Below are 24,296 nucleotides of genomic sequence, written 5' to 3' on the forward strand. Positions count from 1 at the left end.
GGATTGGCTTCGCAGGATAGCGCTTCTTATTTCTTGACTCTGAAAGCACGGCTAAAATACTGAGTTATGACAACAGAAGCGCGCCAACCCATTATCGCTCCGTCGATTCTTTCCGCTGATTTTTCCAAATTAGGGGAAGAAATAGCAGAAGTGTCGCACGCCGACTGGATCCATGTGGACATTATGGACGGCCATTTTGTTCCTAATCTCTCTTTTGGCGCTGACATCACAAAAGCCGCACATGCATCGACGGAACAACCCCTTGACGTTCACCTCATGATTGAGGAACCTGAAAAATGGGTAGACCACTACATCGATGCTGGTGCTAGCTGCGTGATCTTCCACGTAGAAGCCACGTCCGACCCCAGTGCGCTGGCACACCATATTAGATCCCGAGGCGTCCGCGCAGGGTTTTCTTTGCGTCCTGGCACCACTATTGAGCCGTATCTACCCCAACTGTCGGACTTTGATCAGGTTTTGGTGATGAGCGTAGAGCCTGGGTTCGGGGGCCAAAAATTTATGCCTGATCAGCTTGAAAAAGTTAGGAAGTTGCGTCAAGAGATTGATAGCCGAAATCTAGACGTTATCATCGAAATCGATGGAGGAATTTCTGCAGACACCATAGCGCAGGCCGCAGAAGCAGGTTGTGATGCATTTGTAGCTGGTTCCGCAGTATATAAACACAAGGATCGCAATGCGGCGATCGATGAGCTCCGTGAATTGGCACAGCGTGCGCGGTGAAAAGAAAATTGGTTTGCCCTTTGGCGTTAATAGTCAAGGGACGAGTCTTTTCTCGGACTATAGGGATTTAAACAGTTACGGTCTTTCTGAATCGGTCATAGCCGGTTTATATGAGGCTGTTGCACAAGGAGAATTAGCCCAGGGGTCAACGAGTCCTAACCCACCGGTCGGGGCCGCCATAGTTTCTGCACAAGGAGATATCGTCGGAGTCGGCTACACCCAACCAGTGGGAGGGCCTCATGCTGAGGTAATGGCACTTCAGTCGGCGGGAGGCGCTGCTCGGGGAGCTACGATTGTGGTGACACTGGAACCGTGCCAGCATCAGGGAAGAACCGGACCGTGTACCCAGGCACTTCTTGATGCAGGGATCGCTGAGGTTGTTTATTGTCTTAAAGACCCCGGCAGAAAAGAAGGTGGCGGACATGAGTTTTTGCAGAAAAATGGAGTTCGCGTCACCTTTTTGGATGTGCCGGTTCGGGCTCTACGGCCGTGGTTGCAAGCTCAAAAGCTACAACGCCCCTATGTGGTGGGAAAATCGGCTCATACGGTAGACGGTTTTATTGCGGCAGTTGACGGCACCTCTCAATGGATTACGAGTGAAGTCGCGCGTAGTTATGCGATTAGTCAGAGGAAGCTTTTTGACGCAATCGTCGTAGGGACCGGGACTGCTTTGGCCGATAATCCGAGACTTACCGCGAGAGGCCCCAAGGGGGAAGAAACTCCATGGCAACCCCTTCGTGTTGTTATCGGTTCCCGCGCATTGCCAGAGAATGCGCACCTCAGTGATCCAACTGTTGTAAAGTTCTTAGACCTGGTTGTAGCGCTGCGTTATCTCTGGGATAAAGGCTGCAGATATGTGCTTTTAGAGGGAGGCGCGGGTCTTATTACTTCAGCGTTTGAGAGAGACATTATCGATGAATTTCATGATTATTCGGCGCCTCTATTCTTAGGATCAGGAAAGAACGCTCTCGATCACAGCATCTCTTCAACTTTGAGTACTGCCGTACATATGCATACTCAACGGGTGGAATTACTGGGAGAAGACGTCCTGCGGATCTTAGTCAGAGATCAGTAGTAATTGAGCCACTGTTAGAAGTAAGACGCGTTTGAAGTATGTGTGTATCAGGTGCCTTGCCGGGCGTCGATAGGCAATATTGCAGCACAAAATTATGGGCACGATATTCGGAGGAAAATATGTTTAGCGGAATAGTGGAAGAAGTCGGCACTGTGGTGTCCCTGGAACCACTAACAGATTCCATAGTTCTCTCTATCGCGGCACATAAGGTGCTTGAAGGGACATCACTTGGAGATTCCATAGCTGTTAACGGTGTGTGCTTAACCGTTACTGATATCCAAGAAGGATTTTTTAGTGCGGATGTTATGCAAGAATCACTTGTACGCTCTTCTTTAGGGGGGCTTACCGCAGGAACACCAGTGAATTTGGAACGCGCTTTGCGCGCCGATGGTCGCCTTGACGGGCATATTGTCCAGGGGCATGTGGACGGCACTGCGGAGCTGATATCAAAAGACCCCTCAGAGCACTGGACTGTTCTACGGTTCACACTGCCTAAAGAGCTGTCTCGCTATGTTGTAGAAAAAGGTTCGATTTCTGTGGATGGTACTTCCCTTACCGTTTCTGGTTTGGGGGAGAGCGAGGGGAATCATTGGTTTGAGGTATCCCTCATACCCACTACTTTGCAGTCGACAACCCACGGGCAATGTCAGCTGGGGGACCGCGTCAACCTCGAAGTAGACGTGTTGGCCAAATATGTGGAGCGGATGCTGACATCAAAAGTGGTTCCCCCGACGGACATCCTGAATCTGGACGCGCGCTAGAGTTATCATCGTGACTATCCATATTGACACCCCCGGTCAGACAGCTCACGATGATACTGGGCGCACTGATCGCGTCATCCTCGACTCCGTGGAAACTGCAATCGCGAATATTGCTGCGGGGAAAGCCGTTATCGTGGTTGATAACGAGGATCGTGAAAATGAAGGCGATATTATCTTTGCTGCAGAAAAAGCAACGCCTGAGCTCGTGGCATTCATGGTCCGATATTCCTCGGGATACATTTGCGCACCTTTGACAGGCGAAGATTGTGATAGGTTGGGGCTTTCCCCCATGGTCACCCATAACCAGGATATCCGAGGAACTGCGTATACGGTGACAGTAGATGCCAACACAGGCTCTACCGGTATTTCTGCTACTAGCAGGGCATATACTATTCAAAAACTATCGGATATTGCTTCAACCCCGGACGATTTTACTCGACCAGGGCACGTAGTGCCGTTGCGTGCGGTGCCTGGTGGTGTTCTTGAAAGGCCTGGTCATACAGAAGCAGCTATCGATTTGGCCAGGCTGGCAGGTTTGCGGCCTGCGGGCGTGTTGTGTGAGGTGGTGAGTGAGGACAACCCCACCGAGATGGCTAGAGGTCCAGAGCTGCGTCGATTTGCAGATAAACATGGTTTAGCTCTGATCTCTATTGATCAAATGATTGAATGGCGCACAAAGCATGATCCTGCAACAACTTCTGCGGATCCACTACATTCACGTGAGCGGGTTGCCTCCGCAGCTATAGCTGAACGAGTGACGTCCACTCGGTTGCCTACAGATTTCGGCTTTTTCACGGCCGTGGGATACCGGGCTCTTTCTGATGGAATAGAGCATGTGGCACTCGTGGTTGGGGATATTACTGACAATGACGGCACAGATGTTCTTGTTCGTGTCCATTCCGAATGCTTGACTGGTGATGTCTTTGGATCAAGACGTTGTGATTGCGGACAACAGCTCCAAGCGTCGATGAAACTGGTTCAAGAAAAAGGCCGTGGCGTGATCCTGTATTTGCGAGGTCAAGAAGGGCGTGGGATAGGCCTGGCCGAGAAACTACGGGCATATCATCTCCAGGATGGCGGAATAGACACGGTAGATGCCAACCTTGCTTTGGGGTTGCCCGCGGACGCGCGTGATTATGGCATAGCTGCTTTTATTTTGCATGACTTGGGTGTGCGGTCGGCTAACCTATTGAGCAATAACCCCAGCAAACATGAAGGCTTGACTGGTTATGGCTTGGAAGTATCTGGTCGGACACCAGTGGAAGTTGCCGTGAATGAGGATAACCTTCGCTATTTGATCACAAAGCGGGATCGGATGCGTCATGATCTGCCGTGGATCGAAACTTATGTGAGCAGTCACCACTAGAAGGAGAATTGATGAGCAAAGAGGGACTACCAGATATTGATCATATCGATGCTACAGGCTTGACTATCGGCATCGTTACCTCGACGTGGAATGCGGAAATTTGCCAGAGGTTGCATTCAGAAGCAGTAGCAGTAGCACAGCGATGCCATGCCCAGGTGATTGAGCGTCGGGTGGTAGGGGCGCTAGAACTTCCGGTAGTGGCACAGCGTTTGGCTAAGCTTTGCGAAGCGGTCGTAGCTTCAGGGTGCGTAATCCGTGGTGGAACGCCCCATTTTGACTATGTCTGCGATTCCGTCACCCAGGGGCTTACTCGGATAGCTCTTGATGAGCAGACTCCTATTGGTAATGGAGTGTTGACTACGGATACAGAAGCTCAAGCTAGAGACAGGGCCGGATTTGAAGAGTCTGTGGAAAACAAGGGAGCAGAGGCTACCGTGGCTGCGCTTCACACTGCAGTGGTGCTCCGCTCTTTAAACGATGTTTAGGATCGTCGTGGGAGTATGGTAGATCAGTAAGGTAAAATTTTTCTAAATTTTCTAGAGAGAAACAACTGAGCAGCCAACGAGTAGGCGACTGACTATGTGGCCGAGTAGGATGTTCAGCGATTCATGTAAAGCAGGTAAGGGTGCCAATGTGTCTGCTTTTGCTGATCAATGAAGACAACGTTGAGAAGGTCGTGGAGAACATACAGTGGACGCACAGTCGGAAGAAAATGTGAAACTGGGTAGCCTGGACTCCGAGACACGGTCTGGGCGTCTTACTGAGGCGGAGATTCACCAGTATGTAGCGCAAGACGCACCGCTAACCACGACTAATCCCTGGGAATTGGTGGTTACCTCCCGGAAGTTAAAAATATGGGCATGGGTAAGTGCCGCTATTGTTCTTGGGCTTCATATTTTTTTGGCGATTGTGGTTGCAATTGGGGATACCGGCACCACTGTCACATTGATTGACCAGTGGGGTTATCTCCTTGTCGGAGTTGTTTTTGCTGGGCTTTTTTTCCTCGCTTTATCTCGCCCACGGGTCCGGGTTAATAAAGATGGCGTAGATGTACGTAATTTTGTGGGATCCCGATTCTATCCCTGGGTTTTGATATACGGTTTGAATTTTCCGGAAGGAAGTCGCATGGCGCGTCTTGAACTTCCTGATTTTGAGTACGTCCCATTGTGGGCTTTCCAATCCGCAGATGGTCTTGCTGGACTACGTGCGGTAGAACGTTTCCGGGCACTTGAAGCAAACTATATGCCAGAAGATTAAGGCGCATTGTGGCTGATCCTTCAACGTATCGTCCCACCCCTGGATCCATTCCTACGGACCCAGGGGTGTACAAATTTCGAGATTCGCATGGCCGGGTAGTGTACGTGGGGAAAGCGAAGAACCTTCGCTCCCGACTGTCCAATTATTTTCAGGATTTATCTGTACTGCATCCCCGTACACGCCAGATGGTAACCACAGCATCTTCTGTGGAATGGACCGTAGTGAGCAGTGAGGTTGAAGCACTCCAATTGGAGTACACATGGATCAAGAAATTTGATCCTCGCTTCAACGTGAAATATCGCGATGATAAGACCTACCCGATGCTTGCTGTATCCGTCGGAGAAAGATTTCCTCGGGCGTTCTTCTATCGTGGTCCTCAACGTAAAGGTGTCCGCTATTTTGGTCCCTATTCTCATGCATGGGCTGTACGCGAAACCCTAGATCTATTAACGCGGGTTTTTCCCGTTCGGACGTGCTCGAAAGGTGTGTTTAATCGTCACGAGTCGCTGGGGCGCCCCTGCTTACTTGGCTATATAGATAAATGCTCTGCTCCTTGTATAGGCAGAGTGACAGAACAAGAACATCGCGATATTGTCAACGGATTTTGTTCATTTATGGCAGGAAAAACAGATGCAGTGGTGGCATCTCTGAACTCGCAGATGCTTACAGCTGCTGAGGAACTGGATTTTGAGCGTGCGGCACGGCTGAGGGATGACATTCACGCTGTGCAAAAGATTACGGAACAACAAGCCGTGGTGTTGGGGGACGGCACAGACGCTGATGTTATAGCGATTAGTGCGGATGATTTAGAAGCTTCCATTCAGCTTTTCCATGTTCGTGCAGGACGAGTCAAAGGACAGCGTGGATGGATCGTAGAACGTACAGGTGACTCAGAAGAAGAACTGCAGGAGCTTTTGCAGGCTTTTCTTATTCGCTTTTATACGGACGCAGTGGAGCTGGAGGAAGAAACGAATAAAGAAGAGGAGAACGTTATACGACGTGGGGTGGATCAGTTCTCATATGTAGATGAACATTTAAGTTCGCATCAGCTACGGGGAAGCATGATTCCTAAAGAGGTGCTTGTGGAAATCGCGCCTCTGGACTTGGAACACACTAAAGTAGCTCTTTCAGAATTACGTGGAAGCTTAGTCGATCTGCGAGTGCCGGCTCGCGGTGACAAAAGGGCGCTCATGGAGACCGTACATGCGAATGCGGTAGAAACATTACGCCAGCATAAGCTGAAACGGGTCGGTGATCTTACTGCTCGTTCGGCAGCATTGCAGGAATTGCAAGAAGCATTATTTTTGGAGGAAGCACCGCTACGGATTGAATGCATCGATATTTCTCATATCCAAGGAACGGACGTTGTTGCGTCTCTCGTCGTTTTTGAAGATGGTTTGCCCAAGAAATCAGATTATCGTAGGTACAAAATCAAAGACGCTGCGGGCGATGGGCATTCTAATGACGTGGCTTCTATCGCAGAGGTCGTGCGTCGACGGTTTATCCGGCATCACAAGGACAGACTCACTGTGCCAGAGGCCGAAGAATTTGATGGTTCTACATTTACAGATGAAACGGTAGAGCATAGTAAAAGGTTTGCGTATCCGCCGCAGTTATTCATTGTGGACGGCGGCTCGCCACAAGTGGCGGCCGCTGACGCAATCTTTGAAGAGCTCGGAGTGAACGACGTCGCGTTGGTAGGCATAGCTAAACGCTTGGAAGAGCTATGGATACCTCAGGACGATGAGCCAGTCATTCTTCCTCGTAACTCGCAAGCGATGTATTTAGTCCAACAAATACGAGATGAGGCACACCGGTTTGCTATTGCGTTTCACCGGCAGCAACGCTCCAAGAGAATGCGAACTTCTGCATTGGACAATATCAAAGGGCTCGGTCAAACACGCCGAACTGAACTGGTCAAACATTTTGGGTCGGTAAAAAAACTGAAGGCCGCGTCAGTAGAAGAGATAACCGCTGTCAAAGGGTTTGGCCCACAGCTAGCGCAGAACGTATTTGATGCTCTGCGTGCTGAATGAACGCTGAAACAGAGCAATTACTGTGGCTGTTTATCAGCGCGGGACAAGCTAGGAAGTATCTCGCTACACTGGCCTTGTGAATGTAAATTTTAAAACTGATAAAGAACCACAGATGAAGATTCCGCCCGTAGTGATTACGGGCCTCTCCGGCGCAGGACTCAGCTCTGCTGCTCGAGTACTAGAGGACATGGGCTGGTATGTTGCTCAAAATGTTCCGTCACAGTTAGTAGTTGATTTTGTCCAGTTGTGCGCTGATCCGCATTCACCGGTAGACAAAGTCGCTTTTGTTTCGGATGTTCGCTCTCGCGAGTTCAGTGGCAGTTTAGAGCAAGTGATTACGGATCTCGCCGAGCTCGGCTTGAATCCGCTTGTACTTTTCATGGATGCGCGCGACGATGTACTTATTAAGCGCTTTGACAATTTACGTCGGACACACCCTCTGCAAGGAAGCGGCACTCTGTCCATTGGTATTGAGCGTGAACGTGAAATCATGAATGAGATCAAAGAGTCGGCTGATTTAGTTATTGATACCTCTGATTTATCTGTTCATGATTTGCGCCGTTCCATTGAGTTGAATTTTGCAGGCATCGCTACAAAGATTCAGCATGTCACGGTTCAATCCTTTGGCTTCAAGCACGGATCACCGCGTGATACAGATGTGCTTGTTGACGTTCGCTTCCTCCCCAATCCTTTCTGGATTCCGGAGCTCCGACCGTTCCGTGGCGTAGATAAACCTGTGTCTGACTATGTCCTTGCTGATGAAGGTGCAAAAAAGTTCTTGGATAACTTCATCACTATGCTCTTGGATATGCAGCCTGGGTTTAAACACGAGGGAAAGAATTTTATCACTGTTTCCATCGGCTGCACAGGTGGGCATCACCGTTCAGTTGCTATTGCTGAAGAAATTGGCCGCAGATTACGGGAAGAACCGGATCTAGATGTTAGCGTGTCACACCGGGACATCCAGCGAGGATAAGAGAGTCAGGAGCATGTCATCTCAGAAAGTATCTGACTCTATCCCCTCAACAGATGGGAAGGGCCTTAAAGTAGCAAGCCTCGGCGGCGGGCATGGCCTGTTCCAGACTCTAAGAGCCGTAAGGTTGCTTGAGCCCTCTTCTATAGATGCAATCGTGACTGTTGCAGACGACGGAGGTTCTTCTGGTCGAATTCGCCGAGAACTAGGCCATGTACCTCCGGGGGATCTAAGAATGGCGCTTGCTGCGCTGGCGCCTTTTGATGATGAGGGACACATCTGGGAGCGGACTCTTCAACATCGGTTTGGTGGGCATGGCGCCTTAGCCGGCCATGCGGTGGGAAACCTACTCATCGCGGGGCTTTTTTCTACGCTGGGATGTGAAATCAAGGCGCTGGATGTCGTCGCAAAGCTTATTCGTGCTAAGGGGCGTGTCCTCCCCGTGTGCGCGGAAGCCCTGGGTATCGCAGCAGAAGTTTCTGGGTTAGACGATGACCCTCGTATTATGCGCGAAGTCAGGGGACAGGTAGCTGTGGCGTCAACCCCAGGAACGGTTCGTCGAGTGCGTCTGATTCCTGAACGTCCACGTGCTACGGAAGAGGCCATAGCTGCTATTAAGAACGCAGACGTGGTCACTTTAGGCCCAGGATCATGGTTTTCTAGCGTAATACCGCATCTTCTTACTGATGGTGTTCCAGAAGCATTAGAAGAAACACAGGCTGTGCGAGTGATAGTTCTTAATCTCACCGCAGAGCCAGGGGAGACCGCGGGGTTTAGCGCTGAGCGTCATTTACATATCCTTGCTCAACATGCGCAAAGTCTGCGAGCAGATATCGTGATGGTGGAAGCACAGATGCTTCCTAATAGCGCAGACCGTAAACATCTAGAGCGCGCCGCCCAAGCACTCGGGGCACGCGTTGCTTTCCATGATCTCAGTGAGGTGGACCAACATGGACAGGTTGTTCATCGACATGATCCAGAAAAATTGGCCCGAGCATTGCGCATAGAAGTTGACAGAGAAAAAGCGATGGATACCTCATCGTAGGAGTAGTGCACCTGTCTCTATTTCTTGATGGAAACAAGCTAAGCTAGCTTTTTGTTTCCTTGCTGATCTGTGGAAAACATTTGACTCACTAAAAGGACGGAGAATCCGTGCCCAACCTTTCGGACCAGGCTAAAGAAGAACTCATCAAAGTATCGGTGCCTCGTCAATCAGCCCGTATTGCTGAACTCGCATCCGTGATCCGCTTTGCAGGAGCTATCGACGCCGTGGCCGGGCGAGTAGTCGTAGATATAGAGGTAGGTGAGGAGGCGCTAGCCCAAAGAATCGCTGCGGAGATTAAGGACCTATTTGGTATGGAGTCGCAGGTACTTGATTTGGGTCCGCTGAATAGCAGTAGGAAGGCGCCGCGACAGGTTGTTCGAGTGGCAGACAACGCTGATAATCTCATTCGGCGAGTGGGCTTAGTAACCCGAAGCGGACATCAGGTTCGGGGTCTTCCTCCGCATATCATTGCAGGTTCTATTGCAGATTCAGAAGCGGCATGGCGGGGTGCATTCCTAGCGGCTGGAAGTCTATCTGATCCCGGTAGAACATCCGGTTTGGAGGTGGCATGTCCTTGCCAGGAGGCCTCTTTGGCTTTGGTGGGATGCGCACGCCGACTCGGTTTATCTGCGAAAACTAAAGAAACCCGCGGCGTAGAGAAGGTGGTGATCCGTGACGGGGAAGCAGTAGGCGCTTTGTTATCACGCATGGGAGCACATACGACAAGACTACTGTGGGATCAAAAGCGGCAGCGCAGGGAGTCCCGTCCAGTGGGAAATAGGTTGGCTAATTTTGATGATGCCAATCTGCGCCGTTCCGCACGTGCTGCTGTTGCTGCTGCTGCCCGTGTGGAACGTGCCATGGCCATCCTGGGGGATGACGTCCCCGATCACCTTGCGCAGGCCGGACAGCTTAGAGTGCAGCACCGTCAAGCCTCGTTAGAGGAACTTGGCCGACTTGCAGATCCGCAGATGACAAAGGACGCAGTTGCTGGACGCATACGTCGGCTGCTCTCCATGGCTGATAAGCGGGCTGAAGAACTGGGTATGCCGGATACCTCCGTGGCAGTTACGGATGATCTTCTTGATGAGGTTTAGCGCCAGCTAACACTAAAACTCCTAAATGTGGCTAGTATTACATTTAGGAGTTTTCCCCTTTCTTGTCTCAACAAAGTGCGTTAAATGTTTGTGGACTATGCTCCTCCAGTTAGGGGGTATTGCCCCAGCTCTGTGTGGATCTAAACGGGCAAGAGCGCAACAGAAACAACATTTCAACCCAAAATGGCCCCTGTAAAGGTGGGGTGGTATTGCCGAAAAAGCGGTCTGGGTGAGAAAAAACATCTGCAAGTTTCCGATTGTGTCGGTACACTATGGATTTGAGGTTGTAACGGGCATCAAAGTGGAAATTTCGGACATATTCGGAAAAGTACACAGCTCTTCTTCCAAAGATGATCACTCTATTGTGAGGAGATAAAACAGTGACGATTCGCGTAGGAATCAACGGCTTTGGCCGCATCGGACGTAACTTCTACCGTGCTCTAACCGAGCGTGGCGCTGACGTTGAGGTTGTAGCCATCAATGACCTTACGGACAACCACACGCTTTCCCACCTTCTTAAATACGACTCTATTTTGGGTCGCCTGGGCAAGGACGTTACCTACGACGATGAGTCCATCACCGTCGATGGGCACCGCATCATCGTTACTGCAGAGCGTGATCCCAAGGATCTGAAGTGGGGCGAGTGGGACGTAGATATCGTTATCGAATCTACAGGGTTCTTTACCGATGCTCATGCCGCTCAGGCACACATCGATGCTGGAGCAAAGAAGGTTATCATTTCTGCTCCTGCAAAGAATGAAGATGCAACCTTTGTTGTTGGTGTTAACCATACTGATTACGATCCAGCCAACCATCACATCATCTCTAATGCTTCTTGCACCACCAACTGCCTGGCACCTATGGCTAAGGTCTTGGACGAGAAGTTTGGCATTGAGAATGGTCTAATGACCACCGTTCACGCTTACACTGGCGATCAGCGTCTCCACGATGCTCCGCACCGTGATCTGCGTCGTGCACGTGCTGCTGCGCAGAACATTGTTCCGACCTCTACGGGTGCTGCAAAGGCTGTCGCTCTGGTTCTTCCTCAGCTGAAGGGCAAACTCGATGGTTACGCGTTGCGTGTTCCTGTGATCACAGGCTCTGCAACCGATTTGACCTTCTATGCTTCCAAGGAAGTTTCTGTTGAAGCAGTTAACGCTGCCATCAAGGAGGCTGCTGAGGGCGAACTCAAGGGCGTGCTTGCTTACACGGAGGACCCAATCGTTTCTACCGACATCGTGACTGACCCTCACGCATCGATCTTCGACTCCGGTTTGACCAAGGTTATTGGCAACCAGGTTAAGGTTGTTTCCTGGTATGACAACGAGTGGGGTTACTCCAACCAACTCGTTACCCTAACCGAGTATGTTGGCGAGCGCCTTTAAGCTTTTAATATAGAGCCGATGAGAGCTCTTCTAACCCTGTAGCCCGGGGTGTGCCTCCGAGGTGCACCCCGGGCTATTTTGGGAGCATAGTGCTTTGGTAGCGTGCCTATATGGGGCTGTCTTATCCCAATGCAATACAGCAGCACAAACGACGAAACGGAAGTAGCAATGACTGTAAAAACTCTGAAAGATCTGATAGCTGAAGGCGTGGAAGGTCGGCACGTTCTAGTGCGTTCGGATTTCAACGTTCCGCTTAATGACGCCCGAGAGATCACAGATGCCGGACGTATCACGGCATCGCTGCCTACTATTAAGACTTTGGTGGATGGTGGCGCCCGCGTGATCCTGATGGCGCACCTTGGACGTCCTAAAGGCGAAGTGAATGAAAAATTCTCTCTTGCTCCGGTTGCAGAAGCCCTATCAGAAGCATTGGGACAATATGTAGCTTTGGCCTCTGACGTTGTTGGGGAAGAGGCCCATGAGCGCGCTAATGGCCTTAACGATGGTGACGTTCTCCTATTAGAAAACGTTCGTTTTGATCCTCGCGAGACATCTAAAGATGAGGCTGAACGAGGAGAATTTGCAGATCAGCTCGTTGCACTAGCAGCGGAAAATGGTGCGTTTGTATCAGATGGCTTCGGTGTTGTTCACCGGGCACAGGCATCAGTTTATGATGTGGCCAAGCGTCTCCCTCATTACGCCGGTGCATTGGTGGAGAAAGAAATCACTGTTTTGCAGAAGGCAGTGGAATCTCCAGAGCGTCCTTATGTTGTGGTGCTCGGCGGTGCCAAGGTTTCCGATAAACTTGGAGTTATTGAGGCTCTCGCCGCTAAAGCGGACAAGCTCATCATCGGTGGCGGAATGTGCTACACATTCCTCGCAGCGCAAGGCATCAACGTGCAAAAGTCGCTTTTGCAAGAAGACCAGATTGCAAACTGTCAGCGTTTATTGGAGGAATACGGAGATAAACTCGTTCTTCCGGTAGACCTTATTGCTGCAGACAAGTTTGCAGCAGACGCAGAGAAAACTGTTGTCGCGCTCGATGCTATCCCAGAGGGATGGCAGTCACTTGATGTGGGACCTGAGACCGTAAAACGCTATGCAGAAGTTTTGTCTACCGCTAAAACTATTTTTTGGAATGGCCCGATGGGCGTCTTTGAATTCCCCGCATTTGCTGCAGGGACTAAAGGCGTAGCTGAATCTATCATTGATGCGACTGCTAACGGAGCATTTTCCGTTGTCGGCGGCGGAGACTCTGCGGCGGCAGTGCGTCTGCTGGGACTCGACGAGGAAGGTTTCAGTCATATCTCCACTGGAGGCGGAGCCTCTCTGGAGTTCTTGGAAGGCAAAGAGTTGCCTGGTGTTGCAGTCCTGGAAAGCTAGTTATACATCATTTAACGCTCGGTGTGATGCAGCGCCACTAAGAACCCGTAGCCTGCAACACGAGTTTCTAGCGGGTTAACACTGATTTTTGTAATAGAAAGGAACCTTCCGAATGGAACGTAAGCCGCTCATCGCCGGTAACTGGAAGATGAATTTAGACCACATGCAAGCTGTGGCAACGGTTCAGAAGTTAGCGTTTGCACTTCCTGCCGAATACTACGAGAAAGTGGATGTCGCAGTTACTGTACCGTTCACAGATCTACGGTCTGTCCAGACTGTGATTGATGGAGATAAACTTCAGATCACGTACGGCGCCCAAGATGTATCAGAGCATGAATCGGGCGCTTACACTGGAGAAATCTCTGCAGCTATGCTTGCAAAGCTTGGCTGTACATGGGTTGTGGTGGGGCACTCGGAGCGCCGTGAGTACCATGATGAATCTTCGAAACTTGTTGCGGCGAAGGCTAAAGCAGCACTGAGCAAAGATATAAGCCCTATCGTTTGCGTCGGTGAGCCCCTAACGATCCGGGAAGCAGGAACTCACGTAGATTTCGTCGTGGAGCAAACCCGTGAGTCGCTTGCAGGCCTGACCGAAGACGAGCTTGCTAAGACCGTTATCGCTTATGAGCCGGTTTGGGCAATCGGTACCGGGAAGGTTGCTTCTGCTGCTGATGCCCAAGAGGTGTGTAAAGCAATCCGCGGTTTGATTAAAGAACTTGCCAACGAGAAAATCGCCGCAGGAATTCGTATCCTGTATGGCGGTTCTGTAAAAGAAGAGACAGTAGCAGAGATCGTCGGACAACCCGATGTAGATGGTGGGCTTGTCGGCGGTGCTTCTCTTGATGGCGAGGCATTTGCCAAGCTTGCAGCTAATGCAGCTACCGGTCTTTAAAAAAGCGGCCTTTAAAAATAAGTAGTGAGTCTTTAAAGGCTCACCTTATAAAAGAAAGCACCGTCATCATAGAGTGGCGGTACTTTTTCACTGTATAACGTGAGGAGCTTGAGCTTCATGTCTGTAAAAGCTACGTCTGCGGGTCCACTATCCGAACAACTTGTTGAGGACATACGCTTTCTCGGTGCTCTTTTAGGGGAGGTGATCAAGGAACAAGAAGGAATAGCAGCCTTTGACCGGGTGGAGGCAGCAAGACAGCTGGCTTTTAAGATTTCTCGTAAGGAATCACAGGTTGAAGACTTAGTGGCATTGCTAAAGGATATTTCAGCAGCAGATGCGATACCAATCATTAGAGCATTTAGTCATTTCGCGCTACTCGCAAACATGGTGGAGGACTTGCACGATGAGTTGGGCAGACTTCAGCGACAGGAAGCCGGTGAACAAGATCCAGATTCAACTTTAGGCGCCACATGGAAAAAGCTGGCGAATGCTGGCATAACAAATGAAAAAGTTTCCAGTTTGCTGAGTAATTTTCAAGTGGCTCCAGTGCTTACTGCTCACCCTACGGAAACCCGTAGACGCACGATCTTCGATGCTCAAGAGCATATGACTACTCTGCTTAAAAAGCGTCATGCGATTCTTAGCTCTGAGACAAATGCGCTGACAACTGCACGGCTTGAAGAAAATACTCGTCATATTCGTAGGTGGCTGACCTTAATATGGCAAACTGCGCTTATCCGTGTAGCCCGTCCTCGGATTGAAGATGAGGTAGAAGTTGGGTTGCGTTATTATGAGCTCTCTTTACTCACTGCGATCCCTGAGATCAATAAGCAAGTGGCTGATCACATCCAGAGAGAATATGGTGTGAACTCCGAAGATGCTTTGCAGTCACTATTGATTAAGCCCGGAAGCTGGATCGGTGGCGATCATGACGGTAACCCGTATGTCACTGCAGGAACTCTGCACTACGCGACAACGCGAGCCGCCGAGACTGTTTTAAAGTTTTATGTACGTGAACTGCATCAACTTGAACACGAGTTATCGTTATCAGACAGACTCACCGATGTTAGCCCGGATCTGCGTAAGCTTGCAGATCTAGGCCATAATGATGTTCCTTCACGGGTAGACGAACCGTATCGTCGTGCCGTCCATGGTGTACGTGGTCGAGTACTTGCCACACTAGCTTCTCGAATCGGCCCAGAAACAGTAGAAGGCTCATGGTATTCCCGCCATGCTGCGTATACTGCACCTGAGCAACTCGCAGCTGATTTGGACATTATCGATGCTTCTTTGCGGAGAACTCACGATGAGCTCATCGCAGATGATCGTCTGCTGCGCATACGGACAGCAGTATCGAGCTTTGGTTTCCATCTTTACTCGATGGATCTGCGTCAAAACTCTGAGAGTTACGAGGACGTGCTTACTGAGCTCTTTGAGCGGGCCCAAGTAACTCCGCACTATCGAAAATTAGATGAGAGCGAAAAAATTAGCGTTTTGATCGCCGAGCTATCCTCGCCAAGGCCTCTCATTCCGCGCGATGGCTTGCCGTACAGCGAGTTAACGCAGCGGGAACTCGATATTATTTTTGAGGCAAAGCAAGCCGTGGATGCCTTTGGAACAATGATGATTCCACACTCTATTATTTCGATGGCAGAATCTGCGAGCGACATTCTCGAGCCAATGGTCCTACTGAAAGAATTTGGATTAATCAAGATTCAAGAAGGCCATCTCACAGGGCATATTGACGTTATACCTCTTTTTGAAACAATCGATGACCTACAAAATGGTGCAAAGATTCTCCAAGATTTGTGGCAGATACCGTTGTATCGCAGTTATTTAGAGCAACGAGGCAATCTCCAGGAAGTGATGCTCGGTTATTCCGATTCCAATAAAGATGGTGGCTACCTTGCCGCAAACTGGGCTTTATATGCGGCAGAAACTGACCTTGTAAACATATGTAAGCAACATGGTATTGCTCTGAGGCTTTTCCACGGGCGTGGTGGCACCGTAGGGCGTGGTGGCGGTCCCTCTTATGAGGCAATTCTCGCTCAGCCACATGGTGCGGTGCAAGGTAGCGTACGCGTCACGGAGCAAGGCGAGATTATCTCGGCAAAATACGGTTCTGCGGGAGCTGCTCGCCGTAATCTGGAGGCTCTGGCCTCAGCCACATTGGAAGCTTCTTTGCTCAAGATCGATCAAGTAGAAGAACAGTATCCTGAGGCCTATGAAATTATGGGCGAAATTTCGCGGTTGAGTCAGAAAAAGTATTCGCGGCTTGCTCATGAAGATCCCGGATTCATTGAATATTTCACGTCATCGACGCCTTTGGAAGAAATAGGGGAGCTCAACATCGGCTCTCGTCCTTCCTCGAGAAAACAGACTAAGAGCATCGATGATTTACGCGCGATTCCCTGGGTGCTTAGTTGGTCGCAGTCACGTGTCATGCTTCCCGGTTGGTATGGAGTAGGCAGTGCTCTACATGAATGGATAGAGAAGGGGTGCGCGCAGACAGCGGAACTATCTCCGGATGAACGTCTCGTGGTTCTGCAAGAGCTTAATTCTTCCTGGCCATTCTTTTCTTCGGTGTTGTCTAATATGGCGCAGGTGATGAGTAAGGCTGAGATGCAGCTCGCCAAGCTCTACTCAGGGCTAGTAGCAGACCAAGAAGCCGCAAACAGGATATTCTCCGATATCTCTGCTGAATTTGAGCTTACTAAGAAAATGTTCCTTAAGATTACCGGTTTTTCGGGGCTTCTCGACGACAACCCTATGCTCGCACGATCAGTTCGGTCCCGCTATCCATACTTGCTACCTCTTAATACGCTGCAACTTGAAATGTTACGTCGGTATCGCAAGGGGGATGATGACCCTAAGGTAGTGCATGGTATTCGTCTGGCTATGAACGGCTTGGCCACCGCGCTGCGAAATTCTGGTTAGCCTTAGCGATTGAAAGTGAGTTCCTGGACTTAAGTGGTGTATAGTTGCCTCGAGAAAAGGAACTCTGGTTCTGATAAAAGTACTTTTGTTAACAATTAAGGAAAACCATGGCACTTGCACTTCAGATCATTTTGGTCATCTCTTGCGTGCTGATGACCGTGTTCGTGCTGCTACATAAAGGCAAGGGTGGCGGCCTTTCGAGTCTCTTCGGCGGTGGCGTTCAGTCCAACTTGTCTGGTTCCACTGTGGTGGAAAAGAATCTTGACCGGGTCACTATTTTCATGGGCATCATCTGGATCGCCTGCATCGTAGGACTAAATCTGATTCAGGCTTACGCTCGCTGATAGTGAGATAGCACGAGAACGTCGGTAAGCGGTTATTGCTTACCGACGTTTCTGTCTGCTCAGAGGCTATTTAAGGGGCAGCATCCTGAGCAACAATAAGCAGCGTTTCTTGCTCGCCCTGTGCACCTGCAGCTGGCCAATCGAGGGGGTTTGAACCGGCGGCAACATGATAGGCCGCTTCTGCCTTTTCAGCCCCTGCAACAAGTAGCCAAACACGCTGAGCGCGGGTAATCGCTGGGAACGTTAGAGTTACTCTTTCTGCTGGGGGCTTCGGAGAGTCTGTCACTTGCATGACCAAACGAGTTTGTTCGGCTGCAACCTCAGTATGCGGGAATATCGAGTTGATATGCCCTTCGCCTCCCATACCGAGCAGATGGAGATCGAACCCCTGAGGGGCATAGGTGTTAATTACCTGTGTGTATTCTTTGGCAGAATCAACAGGGGAGAGCTCTCCTAAACGATACCCATGGATGTTTTCTTCCGGGATATCAATGCGGTCCAACAGCGCTTGACGCGCCTGGCCCTCGTTAGACTCAGGATCAGTGACTGGGACATGACGTTCATCTCCAAAAAAAACATGAACTCGTGACCAATCGATGGGGGCGTCGACAAGCTTCTCTAGCGTTCGGATTCCTGCGCCACCGCCAGTGAGGACGATGCGTGCTGTGCCATCGCCGGTAATACCGCCGGTTTCTCTAACAGACTGGCACAAGGTCACGATCTTTTCAGCTGCTGTTGATGCGACTGCGTCGAGATCAGATACTGGGCAAACAGTAACCATGAGGTTTCCCTTGTTAGTTTAGATGGTAGGGTAGCTGATTCTGCTGAGACCGCGAAGCGCTCGTGCGTATGCTACATCGGGATCGAGGTGCCTTAGTTCTTCGGCGAGGCAATCTGCTTGACTACGACGGTTGATCGCAACAAGGGCTACCTCACGTCCTGGGACCGTAACAGAAAGCGTTTGCTCGTCTTCAAGAGCTTCCACTATGACAGTGCCAGATGGGCGTTCAAGTTCTATCCTTCGGACCGGGATTTCCGAAAAACCGTTGGCGTCAAAGGGAACAGACTCGCCTTCAGTACTAAATCGCTGGACCGAAACTCCAAGGCGCTCAGAAAGCCAACCGGCGGCAAGATCGACGCTAGGACAATCAGACTCTCCGTATAGTCGCACACTGCGGATTGGCTCATGAGGGGGCTGGTCCAGCGTTGACGCAAGAACTCCGCGCCACGGTGTCAAACGAGCCCAGGATACGTCCGAGTCTCCTGGAGCGTAGTGGTTACGGCGGTTATAGAGGGCATCAACGGGAGGATCATAATGAGCGTCGGTGATCCTGCGTTGCGCAATCTTCCCGATCGGATCTTCGCTTGGATTAATAGGCGCTGAGGTAGGCCACCATGCAACGATCGGAGTATCCGGAAGCAAAAGGGGCGTAACCACGTGTACAAGGTGCTTGGCCACGCGCCCGCGGAGCTTGATCAGGATTATTTCTGAGGCTCCGGCGTCGCCGCCGATACGAACCTCTGCGTCAACCTGAGAATCGCCTTCTACTGAGCCGGTGATTAATACAATGACACGGGAAGGATGTTCCCCAGAAGAATCGTGGGTAGCATTTGTGATCGCCGTAATGTCGTCCGATTCTTTTGCCACCACGATGAGCGTTAATACTCTGCTAGTAGTGACTTGTCCGCCTTTATCGCGGAGGCGGACGAGAGCCTTGGAGATCTCGCGCGTATCGGTATCAGGAAGTTCAAAGATCACTTCAGCGTCTCTTTTCTAAAAAGGAAATGTGTACACAGGAAAGGGAATACAACTGACACTGGTTAAGGGCGACGCCACGCTCGATTTACTCGCTCTAGCATTCTGTCTGCTGAAGCCGGGCCCCATGTTCCCGCAGAATACTCCTCTGGTTGTCCTCGTTCTGCCCAAAAATTAAGAATGGGGTCCAAGATATTCCAGCTGAGCTCAACCTCTTCATTTGTTGGGAAAAGGCTGGCCTCATCGAGGAGAGCATCTAGTATCAAACGCTCGTATGCCTCGGGAGATTCTTCAGTGAACGCTTCTGAATAGGAGAAATCCATATTCACATCGCGGACTTCCATTGCTGAACCCGGAACTTTAGAGCCAAATCGCATCAACATGCCTTCATCAGGTTGGACGCGAATAACCACAACGTTTTGTCCCTGGGAGTGCCGTGTTCCTTCGCTGAAAGGCTGGTGCGGAGCATCTTTGAAGACCAACGCAATTTCAGTGACACGTCGACCTAAACGCTTGCCGGTGCGTAGATAGAATGGCACGCCGGCCCAACGCCGAGAATTAATTTCCAGGGTACAAGCTGCGTACGTTTCTGTAGTCGATTGTGGATCAAAACCATCTTCTTCGCGTAGCCCCTTGACTAGCTCGGAGCCCTGCCACCCTTTAGCATATTGACCACGAGCGGTTGTCTTAGCAAATGGTCCAACAGGACGCGTTGCGCGTAAGACCTTGATTTTTTCTGCCTGCAGCTGCTCTGGCGTGAAATCAATGGGTTCTTCCATTGCTACGAGGGCGAGAAGCTGAATCAGGTGATTCTGGATGACGTCGCGGGCTGCACCGATGCCGTCGTAATATCCAGCACGCCCACCCAACCCGATGTCTTCTGCCATCGTAATCTGCACATGATCCACATAATGCGAATTCCACAATGGGTCGAAAAGCTGGTTTGCAAAGCGGAGCGCCAAAATGTTCTGGACAGTCTCTTTTCCCAAATAGTGATCGATGCGGAATACCGATTTTTCTGGGAATACTGAGTTAATTAAGGTATTGAGTTTGCGCGCTGACTCTTGATCGTGTCCGAATGGTTTTTCTACGATTACTCGGCGCCATGAATTTCCCTCAGCTTGAGCCATACCGGAGCGTTGCAGCTGGTGACACACATCGGAGAAATAATCTGGTGGTACAGACAAATAGTATGCCCAGTTCCCGGCAGTGCCTTGCTCTTTATCCAAACGGCTTAGGAGAGCAGCGAGGTCATCAAAAGCTTGATCATCGTCAAAATTTCCCCGAGCAAAATGAATTCCCTCGGCTAACCTGGACCAAACATTTTCACGAAACTCCGTACGTGCGCCGACTTTTACTGCTTCATGTACGTAGTCTTCAAAATCTTGTTTAGACCACTCTCGGCGGCCATAACCTACCAAGGCAAAACCTGCCGGTAGTAGGCCTCGGTTAGCAAGATCATAAATTGCGGGAAGAAGTTTTTTCCGCGCCAAGTCTCCAGTTACCCCGAAAATAACCATACCGCTTGGCCCAGCAATCCGTGGAAGACGTTTGTCCTCAGAATCACGAAGCGGATTAACCCAATGATTCACCGCAGTAGGGGCCTCGGTTTGGTTTTGGTTTTCGGTTATGCCGAAGCCAGTAGTGTCTTCTGAAGTCACAGGTTCATTCACGTTCCTAGATTCTACCTACAAAGTAATTATTGCCATATAGTCTGTGGCGTAGGCAGCCAAAACAAAGCTTTAATGACTTAAAACTTATAACGTGGGATGAGTATCCCACGTTATAAGTTAGATGATGACTTAGCTCAAACGAGCCTGCATAGAGTCGAGTAGCTCATTCCACGCTGCAACAAACTTATCAACGCCTTCTTGCTCAAGAACTGCAAAAACATCCTCGAAATCGATGCCGGCTTGAGAAATAGCAGAGAATGTCTCTTCAGCCTCCGCCGCGGTATCAGTCAATGCGTCACTCACGTTATCGTTGGAGCCTAAGACTGCATCGATCGTTGCTTCTGGCATAGTGTTGACGGTATCCGGACCTGCAAGTTCTGTGACATATAGCGTAGGGGAGTAATCGGGGTTCTTTACTCCAGTGGATGCCCAGAGCGGACGCTGAATATTTGCATTTTCAGGGAGTTCTGAAGCGGAAAAAAGTTCTTTGAAAACTGCGTAAGCACGACGTGCGTTGGCTACACCAGCTTTGCCTCGCAGAGCCAAAGCCTCATCCGTTCCGATGGCTTCCAGTCGTTTATCTACTTCTGAGTCCAGACGTGACACGAAGAAAGAGGCCACAGAATAGATGGTGGATACGTCCAGGCCATTATCTGCTGCTCGGTTGATGCCCTCCATATAAGCAGCGATAACTTCTCGGTATCGAGCTACAGAGAAAATGAGGGTTACGTTAACACTGATACCTTCTGCGAGTGCGTCAGCTATAGCAGGTAAAGAACCTGCAGTTGCTGGAATTTTGATCATGACATTGGGACGGTCTACCTGTTTCCACAACTCGCGTGCTTGTGCGAGAGTAGCCTCGCGGTCATCAGAAATACGGGGGTCTACTTCAATACTTACTCTTCCATCAGCACCGTGAGAGGACTTGTAGACATCAGCAAAAATATCGCATGCTTGCTGGACGTCCTGGATACTCATTGCATAGACGGCTTCGTCGACTCCAACAGCATGAGCTTTAAGGTCCGCGATCTGTGAATCATAAGCAGTGCCTTTACTCATTGCTGCAGCAAAGATTGCTGGGTTAGTTGTTACCCCAACGATGGACTTGGTGGTGATGAGCTCGGAAAGGTTGCCAGAGGTAATACGTTCACGTGAAAGATCATCTAGCCATGTAGAAGTTCCTGCTTGTGCGAGTGCATCGATTGCATTCATATTAAGTACCAATTCTTTATAAAAGTGGGCTTGAGAAGGAGCATGTAGGCCGCATACGACCTCACAGATGTATGCGGCCTACACAGTAATCCAGTTAGGTTTTGATGAGCCTAACTCTAGGCGTTCAAGGAATCGTGTGCGGCTGAGACGACCGCATCAGTAGTGATACCGAATTCTTCAAAGAGCTTTTCATAAGGCGCGGATGCACCGAAATGTTCAAGAGAAACTGCGCGTCCTCGAGTACCAAGGTGCCTATACCAGGACAAGGCAAGGCCGGCTTCTACAGAGACACGAGCAGTGACTTCAGGTGGCAAAATAGATTCCTGATAGTCACGGTCTTGTTCCTCGAACCAATCCAGACAAGGAACGGATACCACTCGAGCGGCAATTCCTTCTTTTTCTAGACGTTGGGCAGCTTCAACTGCGAGTTGTACCTCAGAGCCACTGGCCATCAAAATAACGTCAGGAGTAGTCTTGGATCCTTCCACGAGGATATAAGCACCGCGTTGTACTCCTTCACGTGCCTTCTCCTTGGTGCCTTCCAAAACTGGAACATTTTGTCGAGTTAGAGCAAGGCCTTTAGGGCCTTCCTTATACATCAGTGCAGCTCGCCATGCTGCCGCCGTCTCATTCGCATCGGCAGGGCGCAGCATAGAGACGCCAGGAATCGCACGGAGTGCAGCCATCTGTTCTACAGGCTGATGCGTGGGGCCATCTTCTCCTAGGCCGATGGAATCGTGGGTCCATACATAATAGGCATCGGTGCCCATGAGAGCCGCGAGACGTACGGCTGGACGCATGTAATCGGAGAAAATAAGGAAAGTTCCGGCGTACGGTCGTGTAGGGCCGTGAAGTGAGATTCCGTTGACAATTGCACCCATAGCGTGCTCTCGGATGCCAAAGTGTAGGTTACGGCCATAAGGATCAGTTGACCACGTGTCAGTAGTGATAGAAGCGGGACCGAAAGATGGCTGGCCTTTGATCACCGTGTTATTGGACCCCGCTAGGTCCGCTGAGCCACCCCATAGCTCAGGCATGGTCTTGCCCAGGGCCTGAAGCGTAGCCTCGGAAGCCTTGCGGGTAGCAACTCCCTTGTCATCTGGTTCCCAGGTGGGGAGTTCAGCGTCGAAGCCTTCAGGAAGTTCCCGACGCGAAAGACGATCGAACAAGGCCTTGTTTTCCGGGTTAGCGGCGGCCCAGGCGTCAAACTTTTCCTGCCAAGCTACGCGAATGTCTGCACTGCGAGCAGCAAGTTTACGGGTGTGTGCTATCACGCTCTCAGCGACGTCGAAGGATTTTTTAGGATCAAAACCTAAGACTTTCTTGGTCGCAGCGACTTCATCCTCACCTAAAGCTGCACCGTGGACAGCTCCACTGTTCATCTTTGTTGGAGCGGGATAACCGATTACAGTGCGCAGACGGATGAACGTGGGACGCGTGGTATCTGCTTTGGCTTCCTCTACAGCTTTTTCGATGGAGGCGATATCTTCGCCGCCTTCGATTTCAATAACCTGCCAGTTATAAGCCCGGTAGCGTTCCACAACGTTTTCGTTGAAAGCGATTTCGGTGTCTTTTTCAATAGAGATGTGGTTGTCATCCCAGAAAACAATGAGATTGCCCAGCTGTTGGGTTCCTGCTAATGAACTGGCTTCTGCAGTCACACCTTCCTGCAGGTCGCCATCGGAGGCGATGACATATACGTAGTGATCAAAAGGCGAGGTGCCAGCTTCTGCTTGCGGATCAAATAGACCTCGTTCGCGTCGAGAAGCCATAGCCATGCCAACAGCAGATGCTAAGCCTTGCCCCAGCGGACCGGTGGTAATTTCTACCCCTTTTGTATGCCGATATTCTGGGTGGCCAGGGGTAAGAGCACCCCAGGTGCGTAAGGCTTTCAGATCATCTAACTCTAGGCCAAAACCGCCTAGATACAGCTGGACATATTGAGTAAGAGAGCTGTGTCCGCAGGACAAGACAAAACGGTCACGACCCGTCCATTCGGTATCGGCGGGATCATGATGCATGATGCGCTGATAGAGGGTGTATGCCAGAGGCGCCAAGCTCATAGCGGTTCCGGGGTGGCCCGATCCACACTTTTGGACAGCATCTGCCGCGAGCACACGTGCGGTATCGACCGCCAAAGTATCTACCTCAGACCAATCGGCAGGGTAGCGGGGAGTTGTCAAAGCCTTGAGCTCTGGAGACAAAGTCACGTAGTCCGTCCTTAAAATTGTGTAGTTCTTTGTTTGGGTTTCTGTGTTACTGAATCAAAGAAAGTCCAAGGGCCAAAGACTCTTAAACTTTTGTTACTTCTTCCTACCTTAATAGCGATAATTAATCGGGAGGGCAATGAGTGTGAGTTATTT

At 50.4% G+C, this 24,296-nt stretch carries 20 protein-coding genes; 15 read left to right on the forward strand and 5 right to left on the reverse strand.

Annotation, left to right across the window (positions count from 1 at the left end; genetic code table 11):
* The first annotated feature begins 66 nt into the window (after positions 1-66).
* The 15 genes from rpe (at position 67) to secG (ending at position 17,292) form a co-directional block, all read left to right on the forward strand.
* The gene (rpe, locus tag CpATCC19410_RS07585; RefSeq protein WP_013241975.1) at positions 67-741 is read left to right on the forward strand and encodes a ribulose-phosphate 3-epimerase; all 675 of its coding nucleotides are present in this window, start codon (positions 67-69) and stop codon (positions 739-741) included.
* Between the two features lie 13 nt (positions 742-754).
* The gene (gene ribD / locus CpATCC19410_RS07590; protein WP_014300716.1) at positions 755-1,816 is read left to right on the forward strand and encodes a bifunctional diaminohydroxyphosphoribosylaminopyrimidine deaminase/5-amino-6-(5-phosphoribosylamino)uracil reductase RibD; all 1,062 of its coding nucleotides are present in this window, start codon (positions 755-757) and stop codon (positions 1,814-1,816) included.
* A 119-nt stretch (positions 1,817-1,935) separates the two neighbouring features.
* Complete coding sequence (locus CpATCC19410_RS07595) at positions 1,936-2,577, forward strand: riboflavin synthase (protein ID WP_014401202.1); 642 nt, start codon at positions 1,936-1,938, stop codon at positions 2,575-2,577.
* Positions 2,578-2,587: 10 nt separating this feature from the next.
* On the forward strand, positions 2,588-3,943 hold the full coding sequence (locus CpATCC19410_RS07600) for a bifunctional 3,4-dihydroxy-2-butanone-4-phosphate synthase/GTP cyclohydrolase II (protein WP_013241972.1): 1,356 nt from the start codon (positions 2,588-2,590) through the stop codon (positions 3,941-3,943).
* Between the two features lie 11 nt (positions 3,944-3,954).
* Complete coding sequence (ribH, locus tag CpATCC19410_RS07605; RefSeq protein WP_014401201.1) at positions 3,955-4,428, forward strand: 6,7-dimethyl-8-ribityllumazine synthase; 474 nt, start codon at positions 3,955-3,957, stop codon at positions 4,426-4,428.
* 205 nt (positions 4,429-4,633) lie between these two features.
* Entirely contained in the window at positions 4,634-5,200 is a 567-nt protein-coding gene (locus CpATCC19410_RS07610; protein WP_013241970.1) for a PH domain-containing protein, read from the forward strand.
* 8 nt (positions 5,201-5,208) lie between these two features.
* Complete coding sequence (gene uvrC / locus CpATCC19410_RS07615; protein ID WP_013241969.1) at positions 5,209-7,236, forward strand: excinuclease ABC subunit UvrC; 2,028 nt, start codon at positions 5,209-5,211, stop codon at positions 7,234-7,236.
* 76 nt (positions 7,237-7,312) lie between these two features.
* Positions 7,313-8,212 carry an RNase adapter RapZ gene (rapZ, locus tag CpATCC19410_RS07620; RefSeq protein ID WP_013241968.1) on the forward strand — a complete coding sequence of 300 codons (900 nt, stop codon included), beginning with the start codon at positions 7,313-7,315 and terminating at the stop codon, positions 8,210-8,212.
* Positions 8,213-8,225: 13 nt separating this feature from the next.
* Positions 8,226-9,254 carry a gluconeogenesis factor YvcK family protein gene (locus CpATCC19410_RS07625; protein ID WP_014367102.1) on the forward strand — a complete coding sequence of 343 codons (1,029 nt, stop codon included), beginning with the start codon at positions 8,226-8,228 and terminating at the stop codon, positions 9,252-9,254.
* 107 nt (positions 9,255-9,361) lie between these two features.
* On the forward strand, positions 9,362-10,351 hold the full coding sequence (whiA, locus tag CpATCC19410_RS07630) for a DNA-binding protein WhiA (protein WP_013241966.1): 990 nt from the start codon (positions 9,362-9,364) through the stop codon (positions 10,349-10,351).
* A gap of 380 nt (positions 10,352-10,731) precedes the next feature.
* A complete protein-coding gene (gene gap / locus CpATCC19410_RS07635) occupies positions 10,732-11,736 on the forward strand; it encodes a type I glyceraldehyde-3-phosphate dehydrogenase (RefSeq protein ID WP_013241965.1) in 1,005 nt (334 codons plus the stop codon).
* A gap of 168 nt (positions 11,737-11,904) precedes the next feature.
* On the forward strand, positions 11,905-13,119 hold the full coding sequence (locus tag CpATCC19410_RS07640) for a phosphoglycerate kinase (RefSeq protein WP_014300713.1): 1,215 nt from the start codon (positions 11,905-11,907) through the stop codon (positions 13,117-13,119).
* 112 nt (positions 13,120-13,231) lie between these two features.
* Positions 13,232-14,011, forward strand: a complete 780-nt coding sequence (gene tpiA / locus CpATCC19410_RS07645; protein WP_014401199.1) for a triose-phosphate isomerase — start codon at positions 13,232-13,234, stop codon at positions 14,009-14,011.
* Between the two features lie 117 nt (positions 14,012-14,128).
* A complete protein-coding gene (ppc, locus tag CpATCC19410_RS07650; RefSeq protein WP_013241962.1) occupies positions 14,129-16,948 on the forward strand; it encodes a phosphoenolpyruvate carboxylase in 2,820 nt (939 codons plus the stop codon).
* A gap of 107 nt (positions 16,949-17,055) precedes the next feature.
* Positions 17,056-17,292: a preprotein translocase subunit SecG gene (secG, locus tag CpATCC19410_RS07655; RefSeq protein WP_013241961.1), complete on the forward strand. Its 237-nt coding sequence runs from the start codon at positions 17,056-17,058 to the stop codon at positions 17,290-17,292.
* Positions 17,293-17,362: 70 nt separating this feature from the next.
* Here secG and pgl read toward each other — a convergent pair whose 3' ends face one another.
* The 5 genes from pgl to tkt all read right to left on the reverse strand — a co-directional run bounded on the left by pgl (position 17,363) and on the right by tkt (position 24,143).
* On the reverse strand, positions 17,363-18,073 hold the full coding sequence (gene pgl, locus CpATCC19410_RS07660) for a 6-phosphogluconolactonase (protein ID WP_014401197.1): 711 nt from the start codon (positions 18,071-18,073) through the stop codon (positions 17,363-17,365).
* An 18-nt stretch (positions 18,074-18,091) separates the two neighbouring features.
* Positions 18,092-19,051, reverse strand: coding sequence for a glucose-6-phosphate dehydrogenase assembly protein OpcA (locus CpATCC19410_RS07665; protein ID WP_013241959.1), 960 nt, complete (start codon positions 19,049-19,051; stop codon positions 18,092-18,094).
* 62 nt (positions 19,052-19,113) lie between these two features.
* The gene (zwf, locus tag CpATCC19410_RS07670; RefSeq protein ID WP_227000474.1) at positions 19,114-20,679 is read right to left on the reverse strand and encodes a glucose-6-phosphate dehydrogenase; all 1,566 of its coding nucleotides are present in this window, start codon (positions 20,677-20,679) and stop codon (positions 19,114-19,116) included.
* Between the two features lie 171 nt (positions 20,680-20,850).
* A complete protein-coding gene (gene tal, locus CpATCC19410_RS07675) occupies positions 20,851-21,933 on the reverse strand; it encodes a transaldolase (RefSeq protein ID WP_013241957.1) in 1,083 nt (360 codons plus the stop codon).
* A 116-nt stretch (positions 21,934-22,049) separates the two neighbouring features.
* On the reverse strand, positions 22,050-24,143 hold the full coding sequence (gene tkt / locus CpATCC19410_RS07680; RefSeq protein ID WP_014401195.1) for a transketolase: 2,094 nt from the start codon (positions 24,141-24,143) through the stop codon (positions 22,050-22,052).
* Positions 24,144-24,296: the final 153 nt, after the last annotated feature.

Origin of the sequence: Corynebacterium pseudotuberculosis, assembly GCF_002155265.1 — a bacterium.
GTDB classification, from domain to species: Bacteria; Actinomycetota; Actinomycetes; order Mycobacteriales; family Mycobacteriaceae; genus Corynebacterium; species Corynebacterium pseudotuberculosis.

Coding starts and splice junctions, on each gene's coding strand:
- rpe (WP_013241975.1), top strand. CDS start 67: ATGACAACAGAAGCGCGCCAACCCATTATCGCTCCGTCGATTCTTTCC.
- CpATCC19410_RS07595 (WP_014401202.1), top strand. CDS start 1,936: ATGTTTAGCGGAATAGTGGAAGAAGTCGGCACTGTGGTGTCCCTGGAA.
- ppc (WP_013241962.1), top strand. CDS start 14,129: ATGTCTGTAAAAGCTACGTCTGCGGGTCCACTATCCGAACAACTTGTT.
- tal (WP_013241957.1), bottom strand. CDS start 21,933: ATGAATGCAATCGATGCACTCGCACAAGCAGGAACTTCTACATGGCTA.
- tpiA (WP_014401199.1), top strand. CDS start 13,232: ATGGAACGTAAGCCGCTCATCGCCGGTAACTGGAAGATGAATTTAGAC.
- CpATCC19410_RS07625 (WP_014367102.1), top strand. CDS start 8,226: ATGTCATCTCAGAAAGTATCTGACTCTATCCCCTCAACAGATGGGAAG.
- CpATCC19410_RS07640 (WP_014300713.1), top strand. CDS start 11,905: ATGACTGTAAAAACTCTGAAAGATCTGATAGCTGAAGGCGTGGAAGGT.
- pgl (WP_014401197.1), bottom strand. CDS start 18,073: ATGGTTACTGTTTGCCCAGTATCTGATCTCGACGCAGTCGCATCAACA.
- secG (WP_013241961.1), top strand. CDS start 17,056: ATGGCACTTGCACTTCAGATCATTTTGGTCATCTCTTGCGTGCTGATG.
- ribH (WP_014401201.1), top strand. CDS start 3,955: ATGAGCAAAGAGGGACTACCAGATATTGATCATATCGATGCTACAGGC.